Source organism: Bradyrhizobium sp. LB8.2, assembly GCF_040548035.1.
Classification (GTDB): Bacteria; Pseudomonadota; Alphaproteobacteria; order Rhizobiales; family Xanthobacteraceae; genus Bradyrhizobium.
Map to the genome: position 1 here is coordinate 127,049 of NZ_JBEPQV010000002.1, position 22,534 is coordinate 149,582.

General features: G+C 64.3%; 20 protein-coding genes. 16 read left to right on the forward strand and 4 right to left on the reverse strand.

Annotated features, from left to right (window positions below; all coding sequences use genetic code 11):
- Positions 1-6: 6 nt before the first annotated feature.
- The 4 genes from ABIB06_RS03055 to ABIB06_RS03070 all read right to left on the reverse strand — a co-directional run bounded on the left by ABIB06_RS03055 (position 7) and on the right by ABIB06_RS03070 (position 4,101).
- Positions 7-1,011: a zinc-dependent alcohol dehydrogenase family protein gene (locus ABIB06_RS03055; RefSeq protein WP_354044029.1), complete on the reverse strand. Its 1,005-nt coding sequence runs from the start codon at positions 1,009-1,011 to the stop codon at positions 7-9.
- 7 nt (positions 1,012-1,018) lie between these two features.
- Positions 1,019-1,846: a carbohydrate ABC transporter permease gene (locus ABIB06_RS03060; protein ID WP_354044033.1), complete on the reverse strand. Its 828-nt coding sequence runs from the start codon at positions 1,844-1,846 to the stop codon at positions 1,019-1,021.
- Between the two features lie 4 nt (positions 1,847-1,850).
- Entirely contained in the window at positions 1,851-2,690 is an 840-nt protein-coding gene (locus ABIB06_RS03065; protein ID WP_247444856.1) for a carbohydrate ABC transporter permease, read from the reverse strand.
- A 109-nt stretch (positions 2,691-2,799) separates the two neighbouring features.
- The gene (locus ABIB06_RS03070) at positions 2,800-4,101 is read right to left on the reverse strand and encodes an ABC transporter substrate-binding protein (protein ID WP_354068453.1); all 1,302 of its coding nucleotides are present in this window, start codon (positions 4,099-4,101) and stop codon (positions 2,800-2,802) included.
- Positions 4,102-4,299: 198 nt separating this feature from the next.
- Between ABIB06_RS03070 and ABIB06_RS03075 the strand changes: the two genes are divergently transcribed.
- The 16 genes from ABIB06_RS03075 to ABIB06_RS03150 all read left to right on the forward strand — a co-directional run bounded on the left by ABIB06_RS03075 (position 4,300) and on the right by ABIB06_RS03150 (position 22,534).
- The gene (locus tag ABIB06_RS03075) at positions 4,300-5,334 is read left to right on the forward strand and encodes a LacI family DNA-binding transcriptional regulator (protein ID WP_354044043.1); all 1,035 of its coding nucleotides are present in this window, start codon (positions 4,300-4,302) and stop codon (positions 5,332-5,334) included.
- A 15-nt stretch (positions 5,335-5,349) separates the two neighbouring features.
- Complete coding sequence (locus ABIB06_RS03080; protein ID WP_354044046.1) at positions 5,350-6,084, forward strand: SDR family NAD(P)-dependent oxidoreductase; 735 nt, start codon at positions 5,350-5,352, stop codon at positions 6,082-6,084.
- A 312-nt stretch (positions 6,085-6,396) separates the two neighbouring features.
- Positions 6,397-7,647, forward strand: coding sequence for an ABC transporter substrate-binding protein (locus tag ABIB06_RS03085; protein WP_247340939.1), 1,251 nt, complete (start codon positions 6,397-6,399; stop codon positions 7,645-7,647).
- A 130-nt stretch (positions 7,648-7,777) separates the two neighbouring features.
- Positions 7,778-8,605 (forward strand): helix-turn-helix transcriptional regulator, encoded by an 828-nt coding sequence (locus ABIB06_RS03090; RefSeq protein WP_354044052.1) that lies wholly within the window; start codon positions 7,778-7,780, stop codon positions 8,603-8,605.
- A 200-nt stretch (positions 8,606-8,805) separates the two neighbouring features.
- Positions 8,806-9,816 carry a branched-chain amino acid ABC transporter permease gene (locus ABIB06_RS03095; RefSeq protein ID WP_354044055.1) on the forward strand — a complete coding sequence of 337 codons (1,011 nt, stop codon included), beginning with the start codon at positions 8,806-8,808 and terminating at the stop codon, positions 9,814-9,816.
- A gap of 1 nt (position 9,817) precedes the next feature.
- Positions 9,818-10,963 (forward strand): branched-chain amino acid ABC transporter permease, encoded by a 1,146-nt coding sequence (locus ABIB06_RS03100; RefSeq protein WP_354125565.1) that lies wholly within the window; start codon positions 9,818-9,820, stop codon positions 10,961-10,963.
- Positions 10,956-11,738: an ABC transporter ATP-binding protein gene (locus ABIB06_RS03105; RefSeq protein ID WP_354044573.1), complete on the forward strand. Its 783-nt coding sequence runs from the start codon at positions 10,956-10,958 to the stop codon at positions 11,736-11,738. The genes ABIB06_RS03100 and ABIB06_RS03105 overlap by 8 nt, the downstream gene beginning before the upstream one ends.
- Positions 11,731-13,941: an ABC transporter permease gene (locus tag ABIB06_RS03110; RefSeq protein WP_354044062.1), complete on the forward strand. Its 2,211-nt coding sequence runs from the start codon at positions 11,731-11,733 to the stop codon at positions 13,939-13,941. The genes ABIB06_RS03105 and ABIB06_RS03110 overlap by 8 nt, the downstream gene beginning before the upstream one ends.
- Before the next feature lie 3 nt (positions 13,942-13,944).
- A complete protein-coding gene (locus ABIB06_RS03115; RefSeq protein WP_354044065.1) occupies positions 13,945-14,778 on the forward strand; it encodes a phosphoenolpyruvate hydrolase family protein in 834 nt (277 codons plus the stop codon).
- A 25-nt stretch (positions 14,779-14,803) separates the two neighbouring features.
- On the forward strand, positions 14,804-17,701 hold the full coding sequence (locus ABIB06_RS03120; protein ID WP_354044068.1) for a flotillin family protein: 2,898 nt from the start codon (positions 14,804-14,806) through the stop codon (positions 17,699-17,701).
- Positions 17,702-17,710: 9 nt separating this feature from the next.
- Positions 17,711-18,148, forward strand: a complete 438-nt coding sequence (locus tag ABIB06_RS03125; protein ID WP_247340951.1) for an SRPBCC family protein — start codon at positions 17,711-17,713, stop codon at positions 18,146-18,148.
- Between the two features lie 5 nt (positions 18,149-18,153).
- The gene (locus ABIB06_RS03130) at positions 18,154-18,603 is read left to right on the forward strand and encodes an SRPBCC family protein (RefSeq protein ID WP_354044072.1); all 450 of its coding nucleotides are present in this window, start codon (positions 18,154-18,156) and stop codon (positions 18,601-18,603) included.
- A complete protein-coding gene (locus tag ABIB06_RS03135) occupies positions 18,600-19,418 on the forward strand; it encodes an FAD binding domain-containing protein (protein ID WP_354044075.1) in 819 nt (272 codons plus the stop codon). The genes ABIB06_RS03130 and ABIB06_RS03135 overlap by 4 nt, the downstream gene beginning before the upstream one ends.
- Positions 19,419-19,423: 5 nt before the next feature.
- Positions 19,424-19,900 carry a (2Fe-2S)-binding protein gene (locus ABIB06_RS03140; protein ID WP_354044079.1) on the forward strand — a complete coding sequence of 159 codons (477 nt, stop codon included), beginning with the start codon at positions 19,424-19,426 and terminating at the stop codon, positions 19,898-19,900.
- Positions 19,901-19,911: 11 nt separating this feature from the next.
- Positions 19,912-21,510, forward strand: coding sequence for a xanthine dehydrogenase family protein molybdopterin-binding subunit (locus ABIB06_RS03145; RefSeq protein WP_354044082.1), 1,599 nt, complete (start codon positions 19,912-19,914; stop codon positions 21,508-21,510).
- Between the two features lies 1 nt (position 21,511).
- Complete coding sequence (locus ABIB06_RS03150) at positions 21,512-22,534, forward strand: xanthine dehydrogenase family protein molybdopterin-binding subunit (protein WP_354044086.1); 1,023 nt, start codon at positions 21,512-21,514, stop codon at positions 22,532-22,534.

Sequence of the window (22,534 nt, forward strand, 5' to 3'; positions counted from 1 at the left end):
GATCGTTTAATCCAGCGCCAGAACTGGCTTGATCAACTCGCCCTTGGCGAACCGCGCGAAATTCTCGGGCAGAGCCGACAGGCCGAACTCGCCATCGACGAGCACGCGGTACTCGTCCTTGTACTTGCGTAGCAACTCGACATTCGGCTCGAAGTCCGAGACCGGGAAATAGAAGGTCCGGATCATGTAAAAATCCTTGCGGCGGAACACCTTGCCTTCCTCGATAGTCCAGGGCGCGGCGTTCTCGCCGACCAACACCAGCGCGCCCCGCGGCAGCACGAGTTCGATCCCGAGGTTGCGCGCGGCATGCGCGCCGGAGCATTCCATGATGAGGGCAAAGCGTTTTGACGCATCGCCCACCGGATGCGCCTTCGCACCGAACGATTGCGCGATCTTCAGGCGCGCCGCGTTCGGATCGGCGATGTGGATGTCGTCGTAGCCGAGCGCACGGAGCGCCAGTACGACGCCGAGACCGACAGGCCCTGCTCCCATCACGAGAACCGGCCCCGCCTCGCCCGGCGGCACCACGCGGCTGACAAAGCGCACGGCGTGGCCGGACGTGCCGATGGTGTCGAGCAGGAGCGGCGCGAGGCTGTCCTCGATATCGTCGGGCACCGGAAGCAGGCAATTTTCCGGCACCGGCACATATTCGGCATAGCCGCCGGGCCTGTTCCAACCGATCAGGCTGGAGACTTCGAGGCACATCTGGGTATCGCCGCGCTTGCAGGCGGCACAGTGATCGCAATGCAAGGGAATATAGACGGCGCAACGGCGGCCATGCAGGCGGTGACCGGGCTGCTCGACGACGCCGAAAATCTCGTGGCCAGCGGTGAACTCGGCGCCCTTGTGCCAGAGCTTGAAGTCCGAACCGCACAGCGCGGTGCGCGAGACACGCACGAGGAGCTCGCCTGCCCCGACGTCAGGCATCGCCACCCGCTCGATGGTGATGCGGTCGTGGCCGTGGAAGACCGCCGCCTGCATGATCGAATTCGGTCGTGGTGACAAATTCATCAGATACCTAACCTTTCACCGCACCGAGCGTCAGCCCAGACACCAGCCAGCGCTGAACCAGGGCGGCCAGCACCAGCGGCGGCAGTGCGATCAACGTCGCCGCGGCCATGAGGGCGCCCCATTGCGTCGAGCCTTCGCCGATGAAGTTGAAGGCCGCCGCGATCAGCGTCTTGGTGTCACCATTCGAGAGCACCAGCGCAAACAGGAAGTAGTTCCACGAGAATACAAAGGCGAGGATCGCGGCGACGGCGACGCCGGATGCCACCAGCGGCAGCGCGATACGCCAAAGGATGCGCGTAACGCTGCATCCGTCGACCTGCGCCGCCTCGAAGATGCTGCGCGGGATACCATCGAACGACGGCAGCAGTACCCAGATCACGATCGGCAGCGTGATGACCGCGTGGCTGAGGATCAGCGCCGTGTACGATCCGATCATGCCGACCTGCCTGAACATGACGTACCACGGCAGCAGGAACAGCGTGCCGGGCGCCATGCGCGCCGCGAGCGTCAGGATCGCCGGCCACGTAATCCGCGTCCAGGACACGGCGAAAGCGGCGGGAATTCCGAACAGCAGCCCGAGCGCAGTCGAGCCGACGGTGACGATGAGGCTGTTGAGGGCATAGCTCAGGAACGGCGTGGTCTTCGTCAGCTCGACATAGTTATCCAGCGTCGGCGTAAAGACCAACGTCGGCGGATAGGCCGTCACCTCGAACGATGGCTTGAACGAGGACAGCACCATCCAGACCGTGGGCGCCATGATGATGATTCCGGCCAGCACGAGCTGCACCAGATTGAGCCGCCGGATCCAGCGATCGGTGTTGACTGCGTCCGTCATGGTGTCACCATGCCACGGCGCCGCGAAGGCGGTTGAAGGCGAGCACGGCGCCGAACACGATCGCTGTCAGCGTCAGCATCAGCGCGCTGGCATAGCCGATGTTGAAGAATTCGAAGCCGACCCGGAAGCCATAGATGTTGAGCGTGTTCGAGGCGTTGCCCGGGCCGCCCTGGGTGGTGATGTAGATGATGTCGAAGAAGCGCAGGAGATCGACGCTGCGCAGGATCGCCGCGGTGACGATCGTCGGCAGCAGCAGCGGCAGCGTGATGCGCTGGAACGTCTTGAATGGAGTTGCGCCGTCGATTTGCGCGGCTTCGTAGACGCTCGGTGGCAGGGATTGCAGGCCACCCAGCACGATCAAAGCGACATAAGGAGTCCACTGCCAGCTGTCGATCAGTGCGATGGTCGGAATGACCAGTGACGGCGATGCCAGCCAGTCGGATGGCGGCAGGCCTAACGACTGGAGGATATAGTTGGCCGCACCCAGCGAAGGATCGAGGATCACCAGCCACATCATGCCGGCCACCACCGGCGGCATCATGAACGGCGAGATGAATAGCGAGCGCACGATTCCGGGCAAGCGCTTGGCGTGGAACAGCACCAGCGCGAGCCAGACCCCGAAGACGAGTTGGAGCATCAGCGACAGCACGAACAGCGCAATGGTGATCCATAGCCCGTGCCAGAATTCGTAGTCGGAGATCAGCTTGGAGTAATTGGCGAGGCCGGCAAAGGATTGCTTGCCGGTCGAGGAGAAAGTCTGGAAGCCGAGCCAGATCGTATAGACGACCGGAAACGCGATCATCGCGACCGTGAAGATCACGGCCGGCGCCGAGAGGGCCGACATTTCCAGTCGCTGTCGGTCCCGCGTTATTGTCGCAGCCGCATCAGACATGCGTCCGTGTCCTTGATCGGTTGAGATTCCGGCCGGCACGAAGCCGACCGGCATCGGGCCGTTACTTCTGTGCGATCAGCGCGTCGAGCGCCTTGTCGGCGTCAGCACAAGCCTGGTCGATCGGCTTCTGCTTCAAGATGAGATCCTGCACGGCTTGGCCGATGAACTCGCGCGACTCGGGGTTGGCGACGATGGGATAGCCGACCTCGGAGGAGCCCTTGGTGGCGAGCACGTCGAGCGCGGCCTGCCATTCCTTGCGCACCGGTTCTTCGTCGATCCACTTGCGATATTCAGGATCCTTGGCGACGGACGGGCGCGGCGGAGCGATGCCCTGGAGCGCCATCTTCTTCTGCACCTCGGGGCTGGTCGCCCATTGCACGAAATACCAGGCTGCGTCCGGCTGCCTGCTGTGCGAGGACACTGCCATGCCCCAGCCGATCGTGGTTGGCACCTGCCCGGCCTCGCCCGCTGGGAACGACGAGAGCCCCGTATCCTTGAGGCGCGCGCCGCCTTCCATCACCGTGCGCAACTCATTCGACGATTCAAACGCCATCGCAGCGCGGCCGCTGCGGTAGAGCGCGGAAATCTGCTGGAAGCTGTAGTTGACGACGCCGGGCGGTCCAAAGTCACGCAGCAACCGGCTATAGGTGTCGAGTGCCTCCTTGCCCTTGGCCGAGCAGAGGTTCGACTTGCCGGCGGCGATGTAGCTGCCGCCGACATTGTGCAGCACATTGCTGAAGGTGTAAGCGATCGCAGGCTTGAGGCCGCGCGAGACGAACGGCGTGACCGCGCTGTCGCAGGTCTTGATCTTCTCGGCCGCGGCCTCGACGTCCTTGATGGTTTTCGGCGCCTCGATGCCGCATTTCTTGAAGATGTCGGTGCGGTAATAGAAGATCGGACCTTCGATGTTCATGGGCATGCTGGTCAGCTTGCCGCCGAATGTCGCAGCCTTCAGGAGGGCCTGGCTCAGCCCGGCCGGGTCGTATTCCCTGGCGACATCGTTCTTGGCCATCGCGGTGAGATCCCCGTACCAACCGGCCGCGGCGAACTGTTCGCCTTCACGCGAGGGCAGCGTCATGAACACGTCGACCTCGTCGCTGTTCGCATTCATGACCGTGATCAGACGCTGGCGCATCTGCTGTTCCTGATAGCCGTCGACCTTTAGCGTCATGCCGGTCAGCTTTTCGAAATCGGCCTTGTAGGTCAGCAGCGCCTGCGAGACCGGATTGTTGTTGGCGAGAAAGGTGACCGTCTTGCCCTTGAATTTCATCCAGTCGAAATCGGCCGCGCGCGCCTGCGCACTGGCGGCAGCAATAACGAGAACCGGCAACGCGACGTGCGTCACGAGCATCCTGGCCTTCATCGAACTCTCCTCCCGGTTGGCCCGCCTTAAGCTGGCGGACCTTTTTGAACGCGATCTGTTTGAACATTAGCTGAAAACGGTTACATCCTAAGCATCACATCGGCCCTGTCAAGCGATGGACAAACCGCACAATCTAAGGCAGATTTACAATATCTGCGCTACCCAACGGCCGCTCCATGTCAATGTAACGTTACATTTATGAGACTGACGAATGCCAAATCTGTGAAGCAGGGCATCCGCGCCGTTGCGGCCCGCGCCGGCGTCTCGACCGCGTCGGTCTCGCGCGTTCTCAACAATCCCGACGCGGTAAGTCCCTCTTTACGCGCGCGCATCACGCAGGCCATCGAGGCACTCGGCTACATCCCGCATGCGCCGGCGCGCATCCTGTCGTCGCGGCGCTCGCGCACACTGGGCGCGATCGTGCCGACGATCGACAATACGATGTTCGCGCGCGGTATCGCCTCGCTTCAGCAGTATCTCTCCTCGGTTGGATACATGCTGTTTCTCACCACCAGCGGCTATGATCTCGATGTCGAATTACAGCAAGCGCGCAACCTGATCAGCCGCGGTGTCGATGGCCTCGTGCTTCGCGGCGACTGCCATCATGACGGGTTACGCAAGCTGCTCGCGGACAATGCAGTGCCCTTCATCAATGTCGGCATCTATCAGCCGGACCGGCCCTACCCCTGCGTCGGAACCGACAATGAAGCTGCCGCGCACCGCGCAGCCACGCATGTCATCGAACTCGGCCATCGCCGCATCGGAATCGTCTCGGCCCTCCAGCGCAACAACGACCGCGCCAGCGCCCGCGTCGCCGGCTTTCGCCGCGCGCTCGCGGAAAACGGCCTCGAACGCCCCCCGCAATGGCACGTCGAGGTGCCCTATACGCTGGACGACGCGCGCGAGGCGGCGCGCTATCTCCTCAATCTGAGTGATCGTCCAACGGCCGTGGTGTGCGGCAACGACGTTATCGCCTACGGCGTCCTGCTCGAGGCTGAACGCAGCGGTTTTTCGGTGCCGCGCGATCTATCAGTCGTCGGCTTCGACGACCTCGACTGGAGCCGCCATTTGCGACCGAGCCTGACCACGATCCATGTTCCGACCGGAGAAACCTGGCAGCGCGCAGGAGAATATCTGGTGCGCAGCCTCGCTGGCGAGCAAACCATCATGCATCGAGAGATCGATTTTTCGCTGGTAGTCCGCGAATCGACAGCTTCGCCTCCCAAATCCTGAAGTGAGATCCTTGCGATGAGCTCAATCTTTTCTCTTGCCCCCGGCTTTCATGCCGTGGTGATCGGCGGGGCCGGCGACATCGGCGCCGCAATCAGCAACCAGTTTTGCGACCTCGGCGCAACCGTGACTGCAACAGGTGCCAACGAGACCGATCTTGCGCGCACCCTGCTGAAATCGCGTACCGGGCTCACGCTCGCATCGCTCGACGTCACGAACGACGACGCTGTCATCTCTTTCTCCCGACAGCACGAGCGCGTCGACGCGCTGATCAACTGCGCCGGGATTCTCGCGCGCGACAAGGAATTCGAAATCGAGACCTTCATGAAGGTGCTCGACGTCAATCTCACCGGCACGTTCCGAACCTGCATGGCGTTCCGTCCGCTGCTCGCCGAGAGAGGAGGCTCGATCGTCAACATCGCCTCGATGAATGCCACGCTGGCGCTGCCGCGGATTCCCGCCTACTGCGCCAGCAAAGGCGGCGTCGTGATGCTGACCAAGGCGCTCGCCTTGAAATGGGCCGAGGAAGGTATCCGCGTCAATGCCGTGGCGCCCGGCTATATCGAAACGGCGATCAACGCGGCCGGCCGCACCGATCTCGCACATTATCAGCGCATCGCCGACCGCACCGCGTTCAAGCGCTGGGGGCAACCGGAAGACATTGCAGGCGCCGTTGCCTTCCTCTGCATGCCGGCCTCGCAATACGCGACCGGAACGGTTGTCGCCGTAGACGGCGGTTTCTTGGCGGGATGATTGACCCGACGCTCCCGGCCACAAGGGCTTCGCATTAGCCAGAACTGACGCGTCCGAGCCTGCAACAAGCACGCTGCTCGTTCATCTCTTTGCCGAAGACATGCGCGAGAGTGCACCGCAGAACGATTTGCGCCGCAACATTCAAAATGAGACTGGCCGTTAAGCCGCGCACGGCTCCGACACGTGCGCTGCATCCGAGTTCGGTTAGCTTCCATTTCAAGAACCGCCAGCCTCGCCAAAACGCCGCACCTCGCGGCGGACGCGCGAGGGTGCGGTAAAAAATTGCGACAAGAACGCCCAGGGAGGGGAGCAATGTTGAGAAGCAGTCTAGGACTGATCGCGTTGAGCAGCCTGTTACTTTCGGGCACCGCCTTCGCACAGGAGAAGATCAAGGTCGGCGTCACCGCGACGCTCGAAGGCACCTACACCGTGCTCGGCGAGGACGGTATCCGCGGCTTCCAGACGGCCCTCAACGTGCTCGGCAAGAAGGTCGGCGACAAGGAACTCGAATTTGTCATCGCCTCGACCGACGCGACGCCCGACTCCGCGGTCCGCGCCGTACGAAAACTGATCGAGCAGGACAAGGTGCAGATTCTGCTGTCGCCGCTGTCCGGAGACGAAGGCATCGCGGTCAAGAATTTTGCAAAGACCCATCCCGAGCTGACCTTCATCAACGCCGCCTCCGGCGCCCAGGAAACGACCTATGTCGATCCGGCTCCAAATTTCTTCCGCTACAACATGGACGGCGCGCAATGGCAGGTCGGCCTCGGAAAATACGCCTTTGAGGAAAAGAAGTATCGCAAGATCGCCACCGTCGGCGAAGACTACTCCTTCATCTACACCCAGGTGTTCGGCCTCGTGCTCGAGTTCTGCGGTGCCGGCGGACAGGTCACCAACCGGCAATGGGTGCCGCTTGGCACCAAGGACTTTGCCTCGGTCATCGCCGCGCTGCCCGACGACGTCGATGCAATCTATCTCGGCCTCGGCGGCGCCGACGCCGTCAACTTCCTCAATCAGTACCAACAGGCCGGCGGCAAGGCGCATCTGATGGGCGGCTCGATCATGATCGACCAGACCATCCTGTCGTCCAAGGGCAACGCCAAGAACGCGCTGGTCGGCACGCTGGCCGCGAGCGGCCAGGCCGACACCTGGGAAAACCCCGGTTGGCAGAAGTTCGTGAAGGACTATCAGGACGCCTTCCCGCCCAACAAGCGCTTCCCGAGCCCCTCGCTGCTCGCCACCAACTATTACGGCTCGACCATGGCGCTGATCCTGGCGCTGCGTCAGGTCAACGGTGATCTCTCCAACAACCAGGCCAAGTACAAGGAAGCACTCGCCAAGATTGAACTCGACGCCCCCAACGGCAAGATCAAGCTGGACTCCAACCGCCAGGCGATCGGCACCAATTTCGTCACCGAGGTCGTCGACGACGGAAAGGGCGCGCTGTTTTCAAAGGTTGTCAAGGTGATTCCGAACGTCAACCAGACGCTCGGCTACGATCCCGCGGTGTTCGCCAAGATCGGTTTGCCAAGCCGTACAGTACCGGAATGTAAGAAGTACTGACGTAGTCTCGTTCGCGAGCGATGGCGGACTTGGGAGAGATTTGCAAGGCGCGGACTTCGTGCGCCCTTGCATTCTCTCCCCGGTTGTTGAACGCTACCAAAAAACGACAAGAGCTTTTGGGAGGGAAGGCATGAGCCGGGCGCTCGCCGTCTTCCACGGCCGCTTTGGCCGGGCGACGGTCTATCAGTTGAACCGCCCTTTCAACATCCACGCACATCGCGAAGGTCATCTGATCTTCCATGTCGGGGGACGTCCCGCTTGCATCGATGTGAGCGAGGGACATTACGAACTCACCGAAGGTTCTGTCGTCGCGGTCAATCCATGGGAGCCGCATAATTTCCTGCCATCCGATCTGGAAGGCGGCGCCGTTTTCTTCGTGCTCTATGTCAATGCGGAGTGGTTCGCGCCCGATGCGCCCGGCGCCGACCGTCTGCGCTTCGGCCGTACCCAGTTCACGCGGTCGGTTGCGCTGGACAAGCAGATCAGGCACGCAGCCGCCCTCGTGTGCGGCGCACCCTCGCTCAACAGCCTCGATGGCGAGCTGAGAGGTCTGATCGATATCTGTTACGACGAAAGCTGGCAGCAGGCCGCGATCGCGCGTGATCCGCGCGCAAACGGCTCCGTCACAGATTTTCGCGTGCGCAAGTGCATCAAGATGATGTCGGAGAGTCCCGGCGCCGAGATCGAGCTCGACACTATCGCGCGCGAATCCGGCCTGTCGCGGCCGCATTTCTATCGGCTATTCCGCACCCAGACCGGCGTCACCCCACATCTCTATCTCAACACGCTGATGATGGAGCAGGCGCTGGAGGCGCTGGTGGCGAGCGAAGCGCCGATCGCCGATATCGGCTTCGACCTCGGCTTCTCATCGCAGAGCGGATTCACCCGCTTCTTCGCCGCCAATGTCGGCATGGCGCCGACCGATTATCGCCGCGTGGCCAAGGTTTTGCGCACCTGACGGCACGCGAAAAGATACTCACGATCAAGTGCCTCCCTTATGGCCGCATTAGGATGCGCCAAACGCGGTCCCGAAAAGAGGATCGCACTCGATAGGGAGCGCACGTTCATGGCAGGGCTTGCGGCCGGCAACGGTCTGCGTGCCCCTTCGCCCCGCTTGCGGGGTGAGAGTTGGGGTGACGTGAAGACGGAGCGGCGATCATGACCCGCTTTGTCGAACGCCATCCCGTCTGGGCACTGATTGTCATCATCGCGATCGCGGTGGCGCTTTGGCTGATTTTTGCGGTGTGGCCGCAGGGCCTTGAAGAAGCGATCGGCCGCAAGCGCGTCTTCCTCAACGCCGTCTTCAACGGCATCACGCTCGGTGGGCTCTACTTCCTGGTCGCCAGCGGTTTTACGCTGATTTTCGGCCTGATGCGCAACGTCAACCTCGCGCACGGCTCGCTCTATTTGTTCGGCGGCTATGTCGGCTACGCCATCAGCGCCTCGACCGGCTCATGGGTCCTCAGCTTCATCGTCGCCTTCATCCTGACGGCACTGGTCGGCGTCCTGCTTCAGGTCCTCGTCTTCCGCCGCATGGAGGGCCAGGACCTGCGCCAGACCATGGTGACGATCGGCCTTTCGATCGTGTTCGCCGATTTGATGCTGTGGGCCTGCGGCGGCGATTTCTATCAGATTCAGACCCCGAACTGGCTGATCGGACCTGTGGAGCTGCCGCTGGTCACCGCGATCAAATCATCAGGCGAGCCGGTCTATCTGCGCTATCCCTTGGTCCGACTCGTGATCTTCGCCGCCTCCGTCGTGATCGGCGTGGCGATGTGGCTGGCGCTCAACCGCACGCGCATCGGCATGATCATCCGCGCCGGCGTTGACGATCGCGACATCCTGGCTGCGACCGGAGTGCGGATCCAGCTCGTCTTCGTGGTGGTGTTCGCACTCGGCGCCGGGCTCGCCGGCATCGCCGGCGTCGTCGGCGGGACTTTCCAGTCGCTCTCGCCCGGCGAGGATATCCGCTTCCTGCTCGCCTCCCTCGTTGTCGTGATCGTCGGTGGCATGGGCTCGATCCCGGGAGCCGCGCTGGGCGCGCTTATCATCGGCCTCGCCGAGCAGCTCGGCTCGGTCTACATCCCGACCTACGCTATCGTCGTGACCTTCTTGATCATGGTGCTGGTGCTGGCAATTCGGCCGCAGGGCCTGTTGGCGAGGCGCTGACATGTCCCTCGCTCACGACGCCCACGTCACGGTTCGTCCCACGGCTGCGGTTCAGGGCTCCAAATTGCGCGGATGGCCGGAGATCGACAATCCAGCGGCCTGGACCGTCGCGGCCATTCTCCTGATCATGCCGCTGATCGCCAACGGCTTCTTCCTGATCGAGATTTTCGCGACCGCGCTGATTCTCGGAATCATGGCGCTGAGTCTGATGTTTCTTGCCGGCTATGGCGGCATGGTCAGCCTGATGCAGCTCACCATCGCTGGTTTCGCGGCCTATATGGTCGCGGTGTTCGGCGTCAGCGGCAATGCCAATATCAGCCTGGGCTGGCCGTGGTGGCTCGCGGTTCCGATGGCACTCGCGTTGGCGACCATCTTCGGCACGCTTGGCGGCGCGCTGGCTGTGCGCACTGAAGGCATCTACACCATCATGATCACGCTCGCGATCGGCGCGGCGTTCTATTATTTCACCAACCAGAACTGGGCGATCTTCAACGGTCATACCGGCATCAACACCGTTGCCACGCCGCATTTCTGGGGCGTCAACTGGCGCGCCGACATTCCCTACTACTATATTGTGCTCGCGGTTGCCGCACTCTGCTACTTCGCCGTCGACTACATCTCTCGCGCCCCGTTCGGCCTGGCGCTGCAAGGCGTGCGCGACAATCCCCGCCGCATGGCGGCACTCGGCTTCCACGTCAATGCGCACCGCGTGGCGGCTTACGCCTTCGCGTCCTTTGTCGCGGCGCTGGCCGGGGTGCTCCAAGTCTGGAATTACGGACAGATCTCGCCGGGATCCGTGAGCGTTGCAGCCTGCATCGATATCCTCATCATCGCAGTGGTCGGCGGCATCACGCGGCCCATCGGTCCCTTTATCGGCGCGCTGATCTTCGTGCTGCTGCGCACCTTCGCACTCGACTTCCTGGTCAAGCTGGGGCTCGACGGCAACCGCTTCCGGCTCCTGATCGGCCTTGGCTTCCTCGCCATCGTGTTCTGGTCCTCGGACGGCGTCATCGGGCTCTGGCAGAATTGGCGGCAGCGCCAACGTTCCGGCGCCGCCAGTTCAAGCGGCCGACGTGGCCGAGGATCTGGCCAAGGATCTGGCCAAGGATCTGGCCAAGGATCTGGCCAAGGATCCAGCCATGGATAGCGTCGCGCAACGCCTCTCTGCCGTCGGCGCCGGCGCAGCGCTGGAGCTTCGCGGCGTGACGCGCATGTTCGGCGCGCTCGCGGCGCTCACCGACGTCACCATTACCGTCCGCCCCGGCGAACGGCGCGCCGTGCTCGGCTCCAACGGCGCCGGCAAGACCACGCTGTTCAACTGCATCACCGGCGACTTCCCGCCTTCTTCCGGCACCATCCGCTTCTTCGGCGAGGACGTCACGCACTTCCCGCCCTATGAGCGAATCCGCCGCGGCCTGCGCCGGACTTACCAGATCTCCGCGCTGTTCCCCGGCCTCACCGTCCAGGACAATGTCTATCTCGCTTGCCGTGGCGTCTCACGGGGGCGGTTCTCGTTTCTCCGCCCCGGCCAGAACGACGCGCTGATGCACGCGGCCGAAAATCTCGTGCAGGCCGTCCATCTCACGGGCGTGAAGGATCAGCACGTTGCCGAGCTCGCACATGGCCAGCAGCGCCAGCTCGAGATCGCACTGGCGCTTGCCGGCGCGCCTCGCTTCGTCCTGTTCGATGAACCGGCCGCAGGACTGTCGCCGACCGAGCGTGCCGAGCTGATCGAGATATTGACCTCGCTGCCGGCGCATATCGGCTACATCATCATCGAGCACGACATGGACGTGGCCCTGCGCGTCGTCGAGAGCGTCACGATGATGCACAACGGGCGCATCTTCAAGGAAGGCCGTCCGCAGGAGATCGAGTCCGATCCCGAGGTGCAGGAGCTTTACCTCGGAGGCGGCCATGAGTGAGGCCCGCCGTTCCGCAGCCGCGCTCGAAGTCCGCGGCCTGGACGTCTACTACGGCCATTCGCATGCGCTGCAGGGCGTGGACCTGACGCTCGAGGCCGGCGTGTTCTCGGTCGTCGGCCGCAACGGCATGGGCAAGACCACTCTGTGCAAGGCCATCATGGGGCTGGCGCCGGTCAGCGGCGGCTCGATCCGCGTCCGCGGCGATGACATTACCCGGCGGCCGCCCGCCCACATAGCCCGACTCGGCGTCGGCTACGTCCCGCAAGGACGGCGGCTGTGGCGTTCGCTCAGCGTCGACGAGCATCTGCAGCTTGCTGCAGGCTTGCGCCGCGGCGCCTGGACGGTCGAGCGCATCTACGAGACGTTTCCGCGATTGGCCGAGCGCAAGAATCACGGCGGCGGCCAGCTCTCCGGCGGCGAGCAACAGATGCTCGCGATCTCGCGCGCATTGCTCACCAACCCGCGGCTCCTGATCATGGACGAACCCACCGAGGGGCTTGCGCCTGTCATCGTCGCCCAGGTCGAGGAGATGCTGCTACAGCTTGGCGAGGACGGCGACATGTCCGTCCTTGTGATCGAGCAGAATATTGGCGTGGCGACCGCCGTGTCGCGCAACGTCGCCATCATGGTCAACGGTCGCGTCAACCGCATCATCGATTCGGCGCGGCTGGCCGCCGACCGCGAACTGCAGCAGCGCCTACTCGGCGTCGGATTGCACGCCGAGCTCGAGCTCGACCTCGACTTGCCCGCGGGTACGGAGGCGAAGCCTGCCCCGCGGCAAGCGCGCCCAGGCGGCGCGATCCGCATCTACATGTCGAACCCGACGCCGCCGACGCGCTGGTCGCAGCCGGTGCCGATCGCTCGCATCGAGGCCGCCGCCCGTACGTTCTCGGCACAGGCGATGCGTCTCGACGAGACGGCACGGCCCAGGCGCGAACCGGTCGCGGCGCAAACGCAGGGCCACCCGGTCGTGCTCGTCGTCGGTACGCTCGACACCAAGGGCACGGAGCTCCGCTTCATCCGCGACATCATCACGGGGGCCGGTCTGCGCACGCGATTGGTCGATGTCTCCACCAGCGGCAGGCACGCGGCCAGCGACGTCTCCGCTCAGGAGATCGCCTTGAACCATGGTCGGGGCGGATCGGCGGTGTTCGGACCCGACCGCGGCGCCGCCGTCACCGCGATGGCCGAGGCCTTCGCCAGCTGGCTGCGGCGCCAGAGCAATGTTGCCGGCGTGATTTCGGCGGGCGGCTCGGGCGCAGCCTCACTGGTCGCACCGGGTATGCGGACCCTTCCTGTCGGGGTGCCGAAGCTGATCATCTCGTCCGTCGCCTCCGGCGACGTCGGGCCCTATGTCGGCGCCGCGGACATCACCATGATGCATTCGGTCGCCGACGTGCAGGGCCTCAACTCGATCTCGCGCGCCGTGCTCGCCAATGGCGCCAACGCGCTGGCCGGCATGGTCAAGGCGCGCCTCGAACAGCATGCACGGAAGGATCGAGGCGACAGCGGATTGCCGCCGGTCGGCATCACCATGTTCGGTGTCACGACGCCGGCGGTACAGAAGATCGCGGCCGGCCTGGGCGGGGATTTCGAGTGCATCGTCTTCCATGCCACCGGCGTTGGCGGCCGCTCAATGGAGAAGCTCGTCGATTCCGGACAGCTCGCAGGCGTCATCGACCTCACGACCACGGAGATCGGCGATCTCCTGATGGGCGGCGTGTTCCCGGCAACCGACGACCGCTTTGGCGCCATCATCCGCAGCCGGGTGCCTTTCATCGGCTCGGTTGGCGCACTGGACATGGTGAATTTCGGTGCCCCCGAGACCATCCCGGAGCGCTACCGCGCCAGGAAATTCCACGTCCACAACCCGCAGGTCACCCTGATGCGGACCACGGCGGAGGAGAACGAGCGCATGGGGCAATGGGTCGCTGATCGGCTCAACCGGATGGACGGCCCGGTGCGCTTCTTCCTGCCCGAGGGCGGCGTCTCCGCGCTCGACGCGCGAGGACAGCCATTCTGGGATCCGGACGCCGATGCGGCGCTGTTCCGCGCGCTGGAGCGGAACGTGCGGCAGACCGCCAACCGTCAGCTCATCCGCGTCTCCAAGAACATCAACGATCCCGAGTTCGCCTCCACCATTGTCGGCGCGTTCCGAACATTGTTCGGCCGCACCGGGGCGCGCCGGAGACTAGCGAGGTGACCGATGGCCCGGTTTGAACGCGCAGCACTGTTGAAACGATTCCGCGACATGGCTAGGCGCGGCGAGCCCATCGTCGGCGGCGGCGCAGGCACCGGCCTGTCGGCCAAATGCGAGGAGGCCGGCGGTGTCGACCTCATCGTCATCTACAATTCCGGTCGCTACCGCATGGCCGGCCGCGGCTCGCTCGCGGGACTGATGGCTTACGGCGACGCCAACGCCATCGTGCTGGAAATGGCCGGCGAAGTGCTGCCCGTCGTGACCAGGACGCCAGTGCTCGCAGGCGTCAACGGAACCGATCCGTTCCGCGACATGGATCTTTTCCTGGATCAGTTGAAGGCGCTCGGCTTCGCCGGCGTGCAGAACTTTCCGACCGTCGGCCTCATCGACGGTGTGTTCCGTGCCAACCTCGAAGAGACCGGCATGTCCTATGCGCTGGAGATCGACATGATCGCAAAGGCGCGCGAGAAGGATCTGCTGACGACACCCTACGTCTTCAGCGAGAAGGAAGCCGCCGCGATGGCGATCGCGGGCGCAGATATCATCGTCTGTCATCTAGGCCTGACGACCGGGGGCACCATCGGCGCGCAGACCGCGCTCAAGCTGAAGGATTGCCCGGCCCACATCGACACCTGGGCCTCCGCCGCGCTCAGCGTCAATCCAGACATTCTGGTGCTCGCTCATGGCGGACCGATTGCCGATCCGGACGATGCCGATTTCGTCATGAGGAACACGCGCCACTGCCACGGCTTCTACGGCGCCTCCTCGATGGAGCGGCTGCCGGTCGAGCGGGCGCTGACGGATCAGGTGCGCAAATTCAAGGCGATCGGCGCGCGATAACGCCGGAAGGACGAGGGAGAGAAACATGTCAGGGACTTTAGTCGGTGAATTGATCCTCTGGCTGATCGTCGCCGTCGTGGTGATCGTGGTCGGCGTCTACATCGTGAACTGGCTCTATCACCGCTCGTCCAAGGAGACCTCATTCGTCCGGACCGGCCTGCTCGGTGAGCGCGTCGTGATCAACGGCGGCGCGTTCGTGCTGCCTTTCATTCACGACTACACGCCGGTCAACATGAACGTGCAGCCGATGGGCATCGTGCGCTCCCGGCAGGACGCCGTGATCACCCGTGACCGCATGCGCGTCGACATCGAGGCCGATTTCTATGTTCGCGTTCAGGCCACCCGCGAAGCCGTGTCCATCGCGGCCGCCACGCTCGGCCGCCGCACCATGGAGCCCGAACAGCTCCACGCCCTCCTTGCCGGAAAATTCATCTCAGCTATCCGCTCCGTCGCCTCCGAGATGACCCTCGAGCAGATGCACGAGCAGCGCGGTGAGTACGTCGCCCGCCTCAAGGCGAACGCGGCAGAGGCCCTCGCCCAGAACGGACTCGAGCTGGAATCGGTCGCGATCACCGATCTCGACCAGACCGATCTCGAATTCTTCAACCCCTCGAACCGCTTCGACGCCGAAGGTCTGACACGCCTGATGGAGGACATCGAGGCGAAACGCAAGCTGCGCAACGACATCGAGCAGGATTCGATGATCAAGATCCGCTCCCGCAATTTGGAGGCAGAGCGGCAGGCCCTTGAGATCGAACGCGAAAGTGAAACGGCGCGCCTCGAGCAGGAGCGCGACATCGAGATGCGCCGCGCCCTGCAACGCACCGAGGTCGCGCGCGAGCGGGCCTTGCGCGAGACCGAAGCCGAGCAGGCGCAGATTTCCGCCCGCGAGACTATCGAGAAGGCGCGCATCGCCAACGACCAGGCGATCGCCGAAGCCCGCATCGCCTCGGAGCGTGAGACCCGTCAGCGGGAGATTGAGCGCACCCGCACCATCGAAGAGAAGGAGCTGCTCGCACGGGAGGAGATCGAGAAGACCCGGATCGCCAACCAGCGCTCGATCGATACCAGCCGCATTGCCTCCGAGCGCGAGGTGCGCCAGCGCGAAATCGAGCGGATGCGGACCATCGAGGAAGCCGAGATTGCCGCCCGCGAGGCGATCGAGAAAGCGCGCATCCAGCAGGACCGCGTGGTGACCGACGCCCGCATCGCCAACGAAGAGGAGACCCGGCGCCGCGAGATCGAGCGGACCCGCGCCGTGGACGAAGCCGAGATCGCGGCCCGCGAGGCGACCGAAAAGGCCCGCATCGCCCAGACCATGATCGTCAATGTCGAGCGTATCGCATCTGATGAGCGCACCCGCGCGTTGGAGATCCAGCAGGTGCGTATCATCCAGGAAGCCGAGATTGAGGCGCAGCGCGCCGTCGAGAGCGCGCGCATCACCCGTGAGCACAGGCTCGCCGCCGAGCGCATCGCGGCCGAGCAGAATACCCGTCAGTTGGAGATCGAACGCAACCAGACGCTGGAAGTCGCAGGGGTCGCAGCGCGCGAAGCGACGGAAGCTGCCCGTATCACCCAGGAAGAACGTGTTCGTTCCCTGGAAATCGCCCGCAACCGCGTCGTCGAGGAAGCCGACATTGCCTCCCGCGAAGCCATCGAGGCCGCCCGGATTGCGCAGGAGAAGTCCGTTGCAGCCGAGCGTATTCAGGCCGAGCGCGACACGCGCACGCTCGAGATCGAGCGCACCGCCGTGCTCGAGGCCGCCGAGTTGAAGCGTCGCGACGCCATCGAGCGACAGCGCATCGGCGTCGATCTCGCGCTCGAAGCCGAGCGGATCACTTCCTCCAGGAAACGCGAGGTGCTCAATATCGAGCATAAGAAGGCGATCGAGATCGCGGATGAGGACCGCGTCATTGCGCTCTCGACCAAGAAGTCCGAGCGCATCGACGCCGACCGCCAAGTTAAGCAGGCCGAGATCGTCGCACGCAAGGAGCTCGAGACCACGGACGTCTCGCGCGAGCAAGCGCTGGAGGCGGCGCGGATCGAACGCCGCCGTTCGATCGAACAACTCGAGGTCGCCCGCGTCCAGTCGCTCCAGGAGTCCGAGATTGCCGCGCGCGAAGAGGTCGAGCGCGCCCGCATCGCATCCGATCGCGGCCTGGACGAGGCCCGCATCGGCCGCGAGCGCGAGCTGCGCAAACTCGAAATCAATCGCGAGAAGGAGGTCGAGACCGTTTTGATGGAGAAGGCGATTGCGATCCACCTGAAGTCGTTGGAGGAATCCGCGGCCAAAACCTCGGCCGAGGAGGCGCGTGTGCATGCGACCGAAGCCACCGAGCGCGTCATCACCGCGCGCGAGAGCGAGATCGCGAAGCGCCGGAAGACCGTGGAGATCCTGATCGCCGAGAAGCAGGCTGAGGAAACGCGAATTGCCGCGGAAGCCGAGCGCATCCGCGCCGCGGTCGAGGCCGAGGCGCGGCGTATGCTCAACGAGGCCGAAAATGTGCTGACCGACCAGGCACGCTACTCGCTGTTCCGCAGAAAGCTGCTCGACCGCATCGAGGGCATCGTCCGCGAGAGCGTCAAGCCGATGGAGAAGATCGAGGGCATCCGCATCCTTCAGGTCGATGGCCTCAACGGCAATGGCCATGGCGGCAATGGCGGCCGCAGCGCCACCGACGAGGTGATCGACTCGGCGCTGCGTTACCGTGTCCAGGCGCCGCTGATCGACTCGCTTCTGGCGGACATCGGCGTCGAAGGCGGCAGCCTCGCCAAGATGCCGGGCTTGATCCGGGAGGCGCGCGACATGCAGGGCATCAAGGAGTCCGCGCGCAAAGGCGGCGGCGAGAAGCCGGCCGCTGCGCCCTCGCCTTCGGCCGACGGCGAGCCGCCCGCCGAGCGCAGCCCCCGGAAGAAGGGCTGAGGTCGCACCATGGCCCGCGTCTACATCTCAACCGTCGTCAACGCGCGCAACGACCGCGTCTGGGCGCGGGTGCGCGACTTCAACGGTCTGCCGAACTGGCATCCCGCGATTGCGGAAAGTCGCATCGAGGGCGGCGAGCCCTCCGACAAGATCGGCTGCGTCAGGGATTTTCGCCTGCGCAACGGCGATCGTATCCGGGAAAAGCTGCTCGGCCTGTCCGATTACGACATGTTCTGCACCTACTCGATCCTCGAATCCCCCATGGGGGTCGAGAACTACGTCGCGACGCTACGGCTGACGCCGGTCACGGATGGCGACCAGACCTTCATGGAATGGACCGCCGAGTTCGACTGCGCACCCGAGCGGGAGGCGGAACTCGTCGGAAATATCGGCGGCGGCGTGTTCCAGGGCGGCTTCGACGCCCTCAAGCGCCAGTTCGGAGGGTGAGCGCCGTGCCGCATGTCGTCAAGAGCACGATCCTGGATGCGCCGACCGCCTCCGTGTGGGCCGTGCTGCGCGATTTCAACGGGCACGATCGCTGGCATCCGGCGGTCGCAGCCTCCACGATCGAGCGTGCGCAGGCCTCGGACAAGATCGGCTGTGTCAGGCGCTTCAAGCTGCAGGACGGCTCGGAGCTGCGCGAGCAGTTGCTGACGCTGTCGGATCTGGAGCAGACCTTCAGCTATTGCCTGCTCGATACGCCGATCCCGATGTTCAACTACGTGGCCCATGTCCGCCTGCTGCCCGTGACGGACGGCGACCGCACCTTCTGGCACTGGGAATCCCGCTTCTCGACGCGGCCGGAAGACAAGGACCGCATCACCCACATGGTCGCGGAAGACATCTACCAGGCGGGATTCGAAGCGATCCGCCGACACCTCAAGGAGGCTGTGTCAACATGACTGTGACGGTGAAGACCTTCACGAGTTCAAGCGAGGCCGCCGCCGCGCTGTCGTCCGATCGCAACGCGCGCTATCTCGGCGGCGGCACGCTCGTGATGCGCGCACTGAACGAAGGCGACATCTCGCTCTCGACCGTCGTGCGCGCCAATGACCAAACCTTGACGCGCATCGACCCATCCGGCCCGCGGATCACCCTGGGTGCTGGCGTAACTTTCGCCCGGATTCTGGGCGAGCGCGACCTCGCTTTCCTACACGCCCCTGCCCGCTCGATTGGTGGTCCGGCGGTCCGCAACATGGGTACGGTGGGTGGCAATCTGTTCGCGCCCAATCCCTATGGTGATTTCACCGTCGCCCTGCTTGCACTCGATGCCGCGGTGACCGTGCAAGGCGGCTTCGGATCGCGCGACATTCCGATTGAGGAGTTTTTGCAATCGCGCGAGAGGCAGGCGGGCACTCTCGTCTTGTCGGTATCCTGCACGCGACCGACAAGCGCAGAGGCATTTCACTACCGCAAGATCGCACGGATCAAGCCCAAAGGCGGCTCGGTCATCACGCTCGCAGCACATCTGCCGATCAGTGGCGGACGGATCGCCGGGGCGCGCATTGCATTGGGATCGATGGCGCCGACGCAAATACGTGCGCGGGCGGCCGAACGCGCGCTGGAAGGCCGCTCGCTCGACGCCGCGACCGTCGAGGCCGCAGCCGCGGCAGCCGCGGAAGGAACATCGCCGTCTGACAACGCGCTCAGTAGCGCCTGGTACCGCCGCGAGATCGTCGGCGTGCATCTGCGTCGTCTTCTCTTGGGTCAGGAATAGATCGTATGGCCAAGACTGCCCTGCAATTTCGTCACAACAGCAGCGATGTTGCCATTTTCGTTGATGGCGGAACCAACCTGCTCGTGGCGCTTCGCGAATTGATCGGCGACATGACGCCGAAGTTCGGCTGCGGACAAGGGGGCTGCGGCACGTGCAGTGTCCTGATCGACGGCGAGCTCCATCTCTCCTGTCTGACGCTGGCCGAGACCGTCGCCGGTCGCTCCGTCGAGACGCTGGATAGCCTGAAGCAGGGACCCAACCTCCATCCGCTGCAACGCGCGTTCGCCGAGAATTTTGCCGCCCAGTGCGGCTATTGCACGCCGGGCATGCTGATGGCGGCCAAGGCGTTGCTCGACCGCAATCCCTCCCCGAGCCGCGCCGAAGTCGTCGAGGCGATCTCCGGCAACATCTGCCGCTGCACCGGCTACGAGCCGATCATCAACGCCATCCTCGCCGCCTCCGGCGGCCGGGCAAGCGCCTAAGGGACCAGATCATGCTGGAATTGCGCAAGGACATTTTCGCCGACGAGCGCGACGACAATCTCAAGGAGATCGGCAAGGGCACCCAGCGCCAGGACATGCTCGGCCATGTCACGGGCACGTCGAGCTATTTCAACGACCACAAGCTCCAGGGCATGCTGCACCTGAAAGTCGTCCGCTCGACCCATTCGCATGCAAGAATCCGGCGGATCGACACCGCGGACGCCGAGCGCTCGGCCGGCGTGCGCCGGATCATCCGCGGCTCCGACGTGCCCCGCAATCTCAACACGCTCTTGAGCCTGATCAATTTCGGCAAAGACGACGAACCGTCGCTGGCCGTCGACAAGGTCCGCTACAAGGGTGAACCGATCCTGGCCATCGTCGCCGACAGCGAGCGCGAGGCCTTCGAGGCGATCGCGAAGGTGCGGATCGACTATGAACCGCTGCCGGCCGTGTTCGACGTCGAAGATGCGCTGAAGGCCGGCGCGCCGATCGTCAACGATACTTATCCGAAGAATGCCTTCATTTACCACGACGTCTATGACCACCAGAAACTCCGCTTCGGCGACGCCGATGCGGCCCTCGCGACCGCCGATCACGTGCTCGAACAGCGCTACCAGATGTCGCCCATCGAGCACGCGCCGACCGAAACCAACGGATCGATCGCGGCGCCCGACACCAACGGCCGCTATGTCGTCTATACGTCGACGCAGGCGCTGTTCTTCTCGGTTGACACCTGCGCCAAGATCCTCGACGTCCCCTCCAACACTTTTCATTTCATTGGCGGCACCGTCGGCGGCGGCTTTGGCGGCAAGGTGGACACGCTGACCGAACCTTTATGCATCCTGGGCGCGATGCTGACGGGACGTCCCGTGCGCTACGTGTTCGGACGCGAAGAAGAGATGCAATATGGCCCGCCGCGCGGCGCCGAGCGCATCTACATCAAGGACGGCGTGATGCGCGACGGCCGCGTCGTCGCGCGAAAGACCCGCGCATATTTCGACAGCGGCGCATATACGCGGCTCTCGAGCTATGCCGCAGTGAAATGCGCAGCCCACCTGCCCGGCCCCTACACCATCCCGAACGTCTATGGCGACGTCTACTGCGTCTTCACCAACCGCACGCCGGCGACCGCAATGCGCGGCTTCGGCGTCACTGCAATGGATTTTGCGATCGAGTGCCAGATGGACAAGCTGGCGCATCTCGTCAGCATGGACCCGATGGAGTTCCGCATCCTCAACGCCTATCGCGACGGCGACATGAAGGCCCATCGGCGCGAGGCCAAGAACACGGCGCTGATCGAGTGCGTCCAGGTCGCGGCCGAGAAAGCCAAATGGCCGATCCGCGACGAGTTCAAGCGCGCCTCCTCTCGCAAGGACGGTGGCGGCAGCCGCGCCGCCATCCCGCGGACGCCTGCCGACACCAACGCGGGGACAACCGCGCCGGCGCAGCAGCGCACGAGCTATGATCGCCTGCCGACGGCCGCGGCGCGCGAACCACCGCGCGAGCCGCCACCACCCGCACCGCCGCCGTCACCGCCATCACCGCGACCGGCGTCGCCCTCGCATGGGGCGGGCCGCTTCTCATCCGTGTTCGGCACCAGGAGACGTTGAGATGACCCGACATCGCGGACGCGGCATCGCATCGATCAATTATCCCATCGGCATGAACCTCGGTGGCGATCCCAGCCAGGCCCTGGTCCATTCCAATCCAAGCGGCAAGTTCACCGTGGCGCTGTCGTCGATCGACCTCGGCCAGGGCATGAAGTCGGTAACGCGGCAGATCTGCGCAGAGACGCTCGGCGTGCCCGTCGAGGACGTCTATGTCGACACCGCCGATTCCGACACGGGCCCGCATTGCATGGGCTCGTTCGCCTCGCGCGGCACCCATCGCGTCGGCAATGCCGTGATGGCGGCGGCGCGCGAGGCGCGCGGCGTGATGATGGAGGCCGCCGCCGAGGAGCTCGAGGTCAATGCCGCCGATCTCGAAACCGACGGGCGTGGCAACATCCACGTCAAGGGCGCACCGCACCGCTCGATCTCCACCAAGGACGTCGCCATCGCCGCGCAGTTCAAACAGGGCAAGACCATCGCGGGCCGTGGCATCTTCCTGGTGCCGCTATCCAACGTCGATCCCGAGACTGGCGAGATGTCGCCGGCAACCTGCTACGCCCATGCCTGTCTTGTCGCCGAGGTCGAGGTCGACGACGAGACCGGCGAGGTCACGATGATCCGCATGGACTCTGCCTACGAACTCGGCCGTGCGCTCAATCCGCGCCTGGTCGAGCAACAGCTCGTCGGTGGCGCCTGGATGGGCGTCAGTCACGCGCTCTACGAGACGCCTGAACCCTATTATCCCGACCCAATCCACGGCCCTCGCGACTTCGTCGAATATGTCATGCCTGGCCCCGGCGACATCTGCCCGCACGACATCGCCGTGTTGGAACGCCCCGCTCCCGATGGCCCTTTCGGCGCCAAGGGCCCCGGCGAAATGTGCGCGAATCCCGTATTGCCGGCCGTCGCGAACGCCATCTTCAACGCCGTCGGCGTCCGCATCGACGACCTGCCGATTACACCGGAGAAAGTGCTGCGCGCGATCAAGGCCGAGGGCGGCGCACGCCCTCAGGCGCGGCGCTGA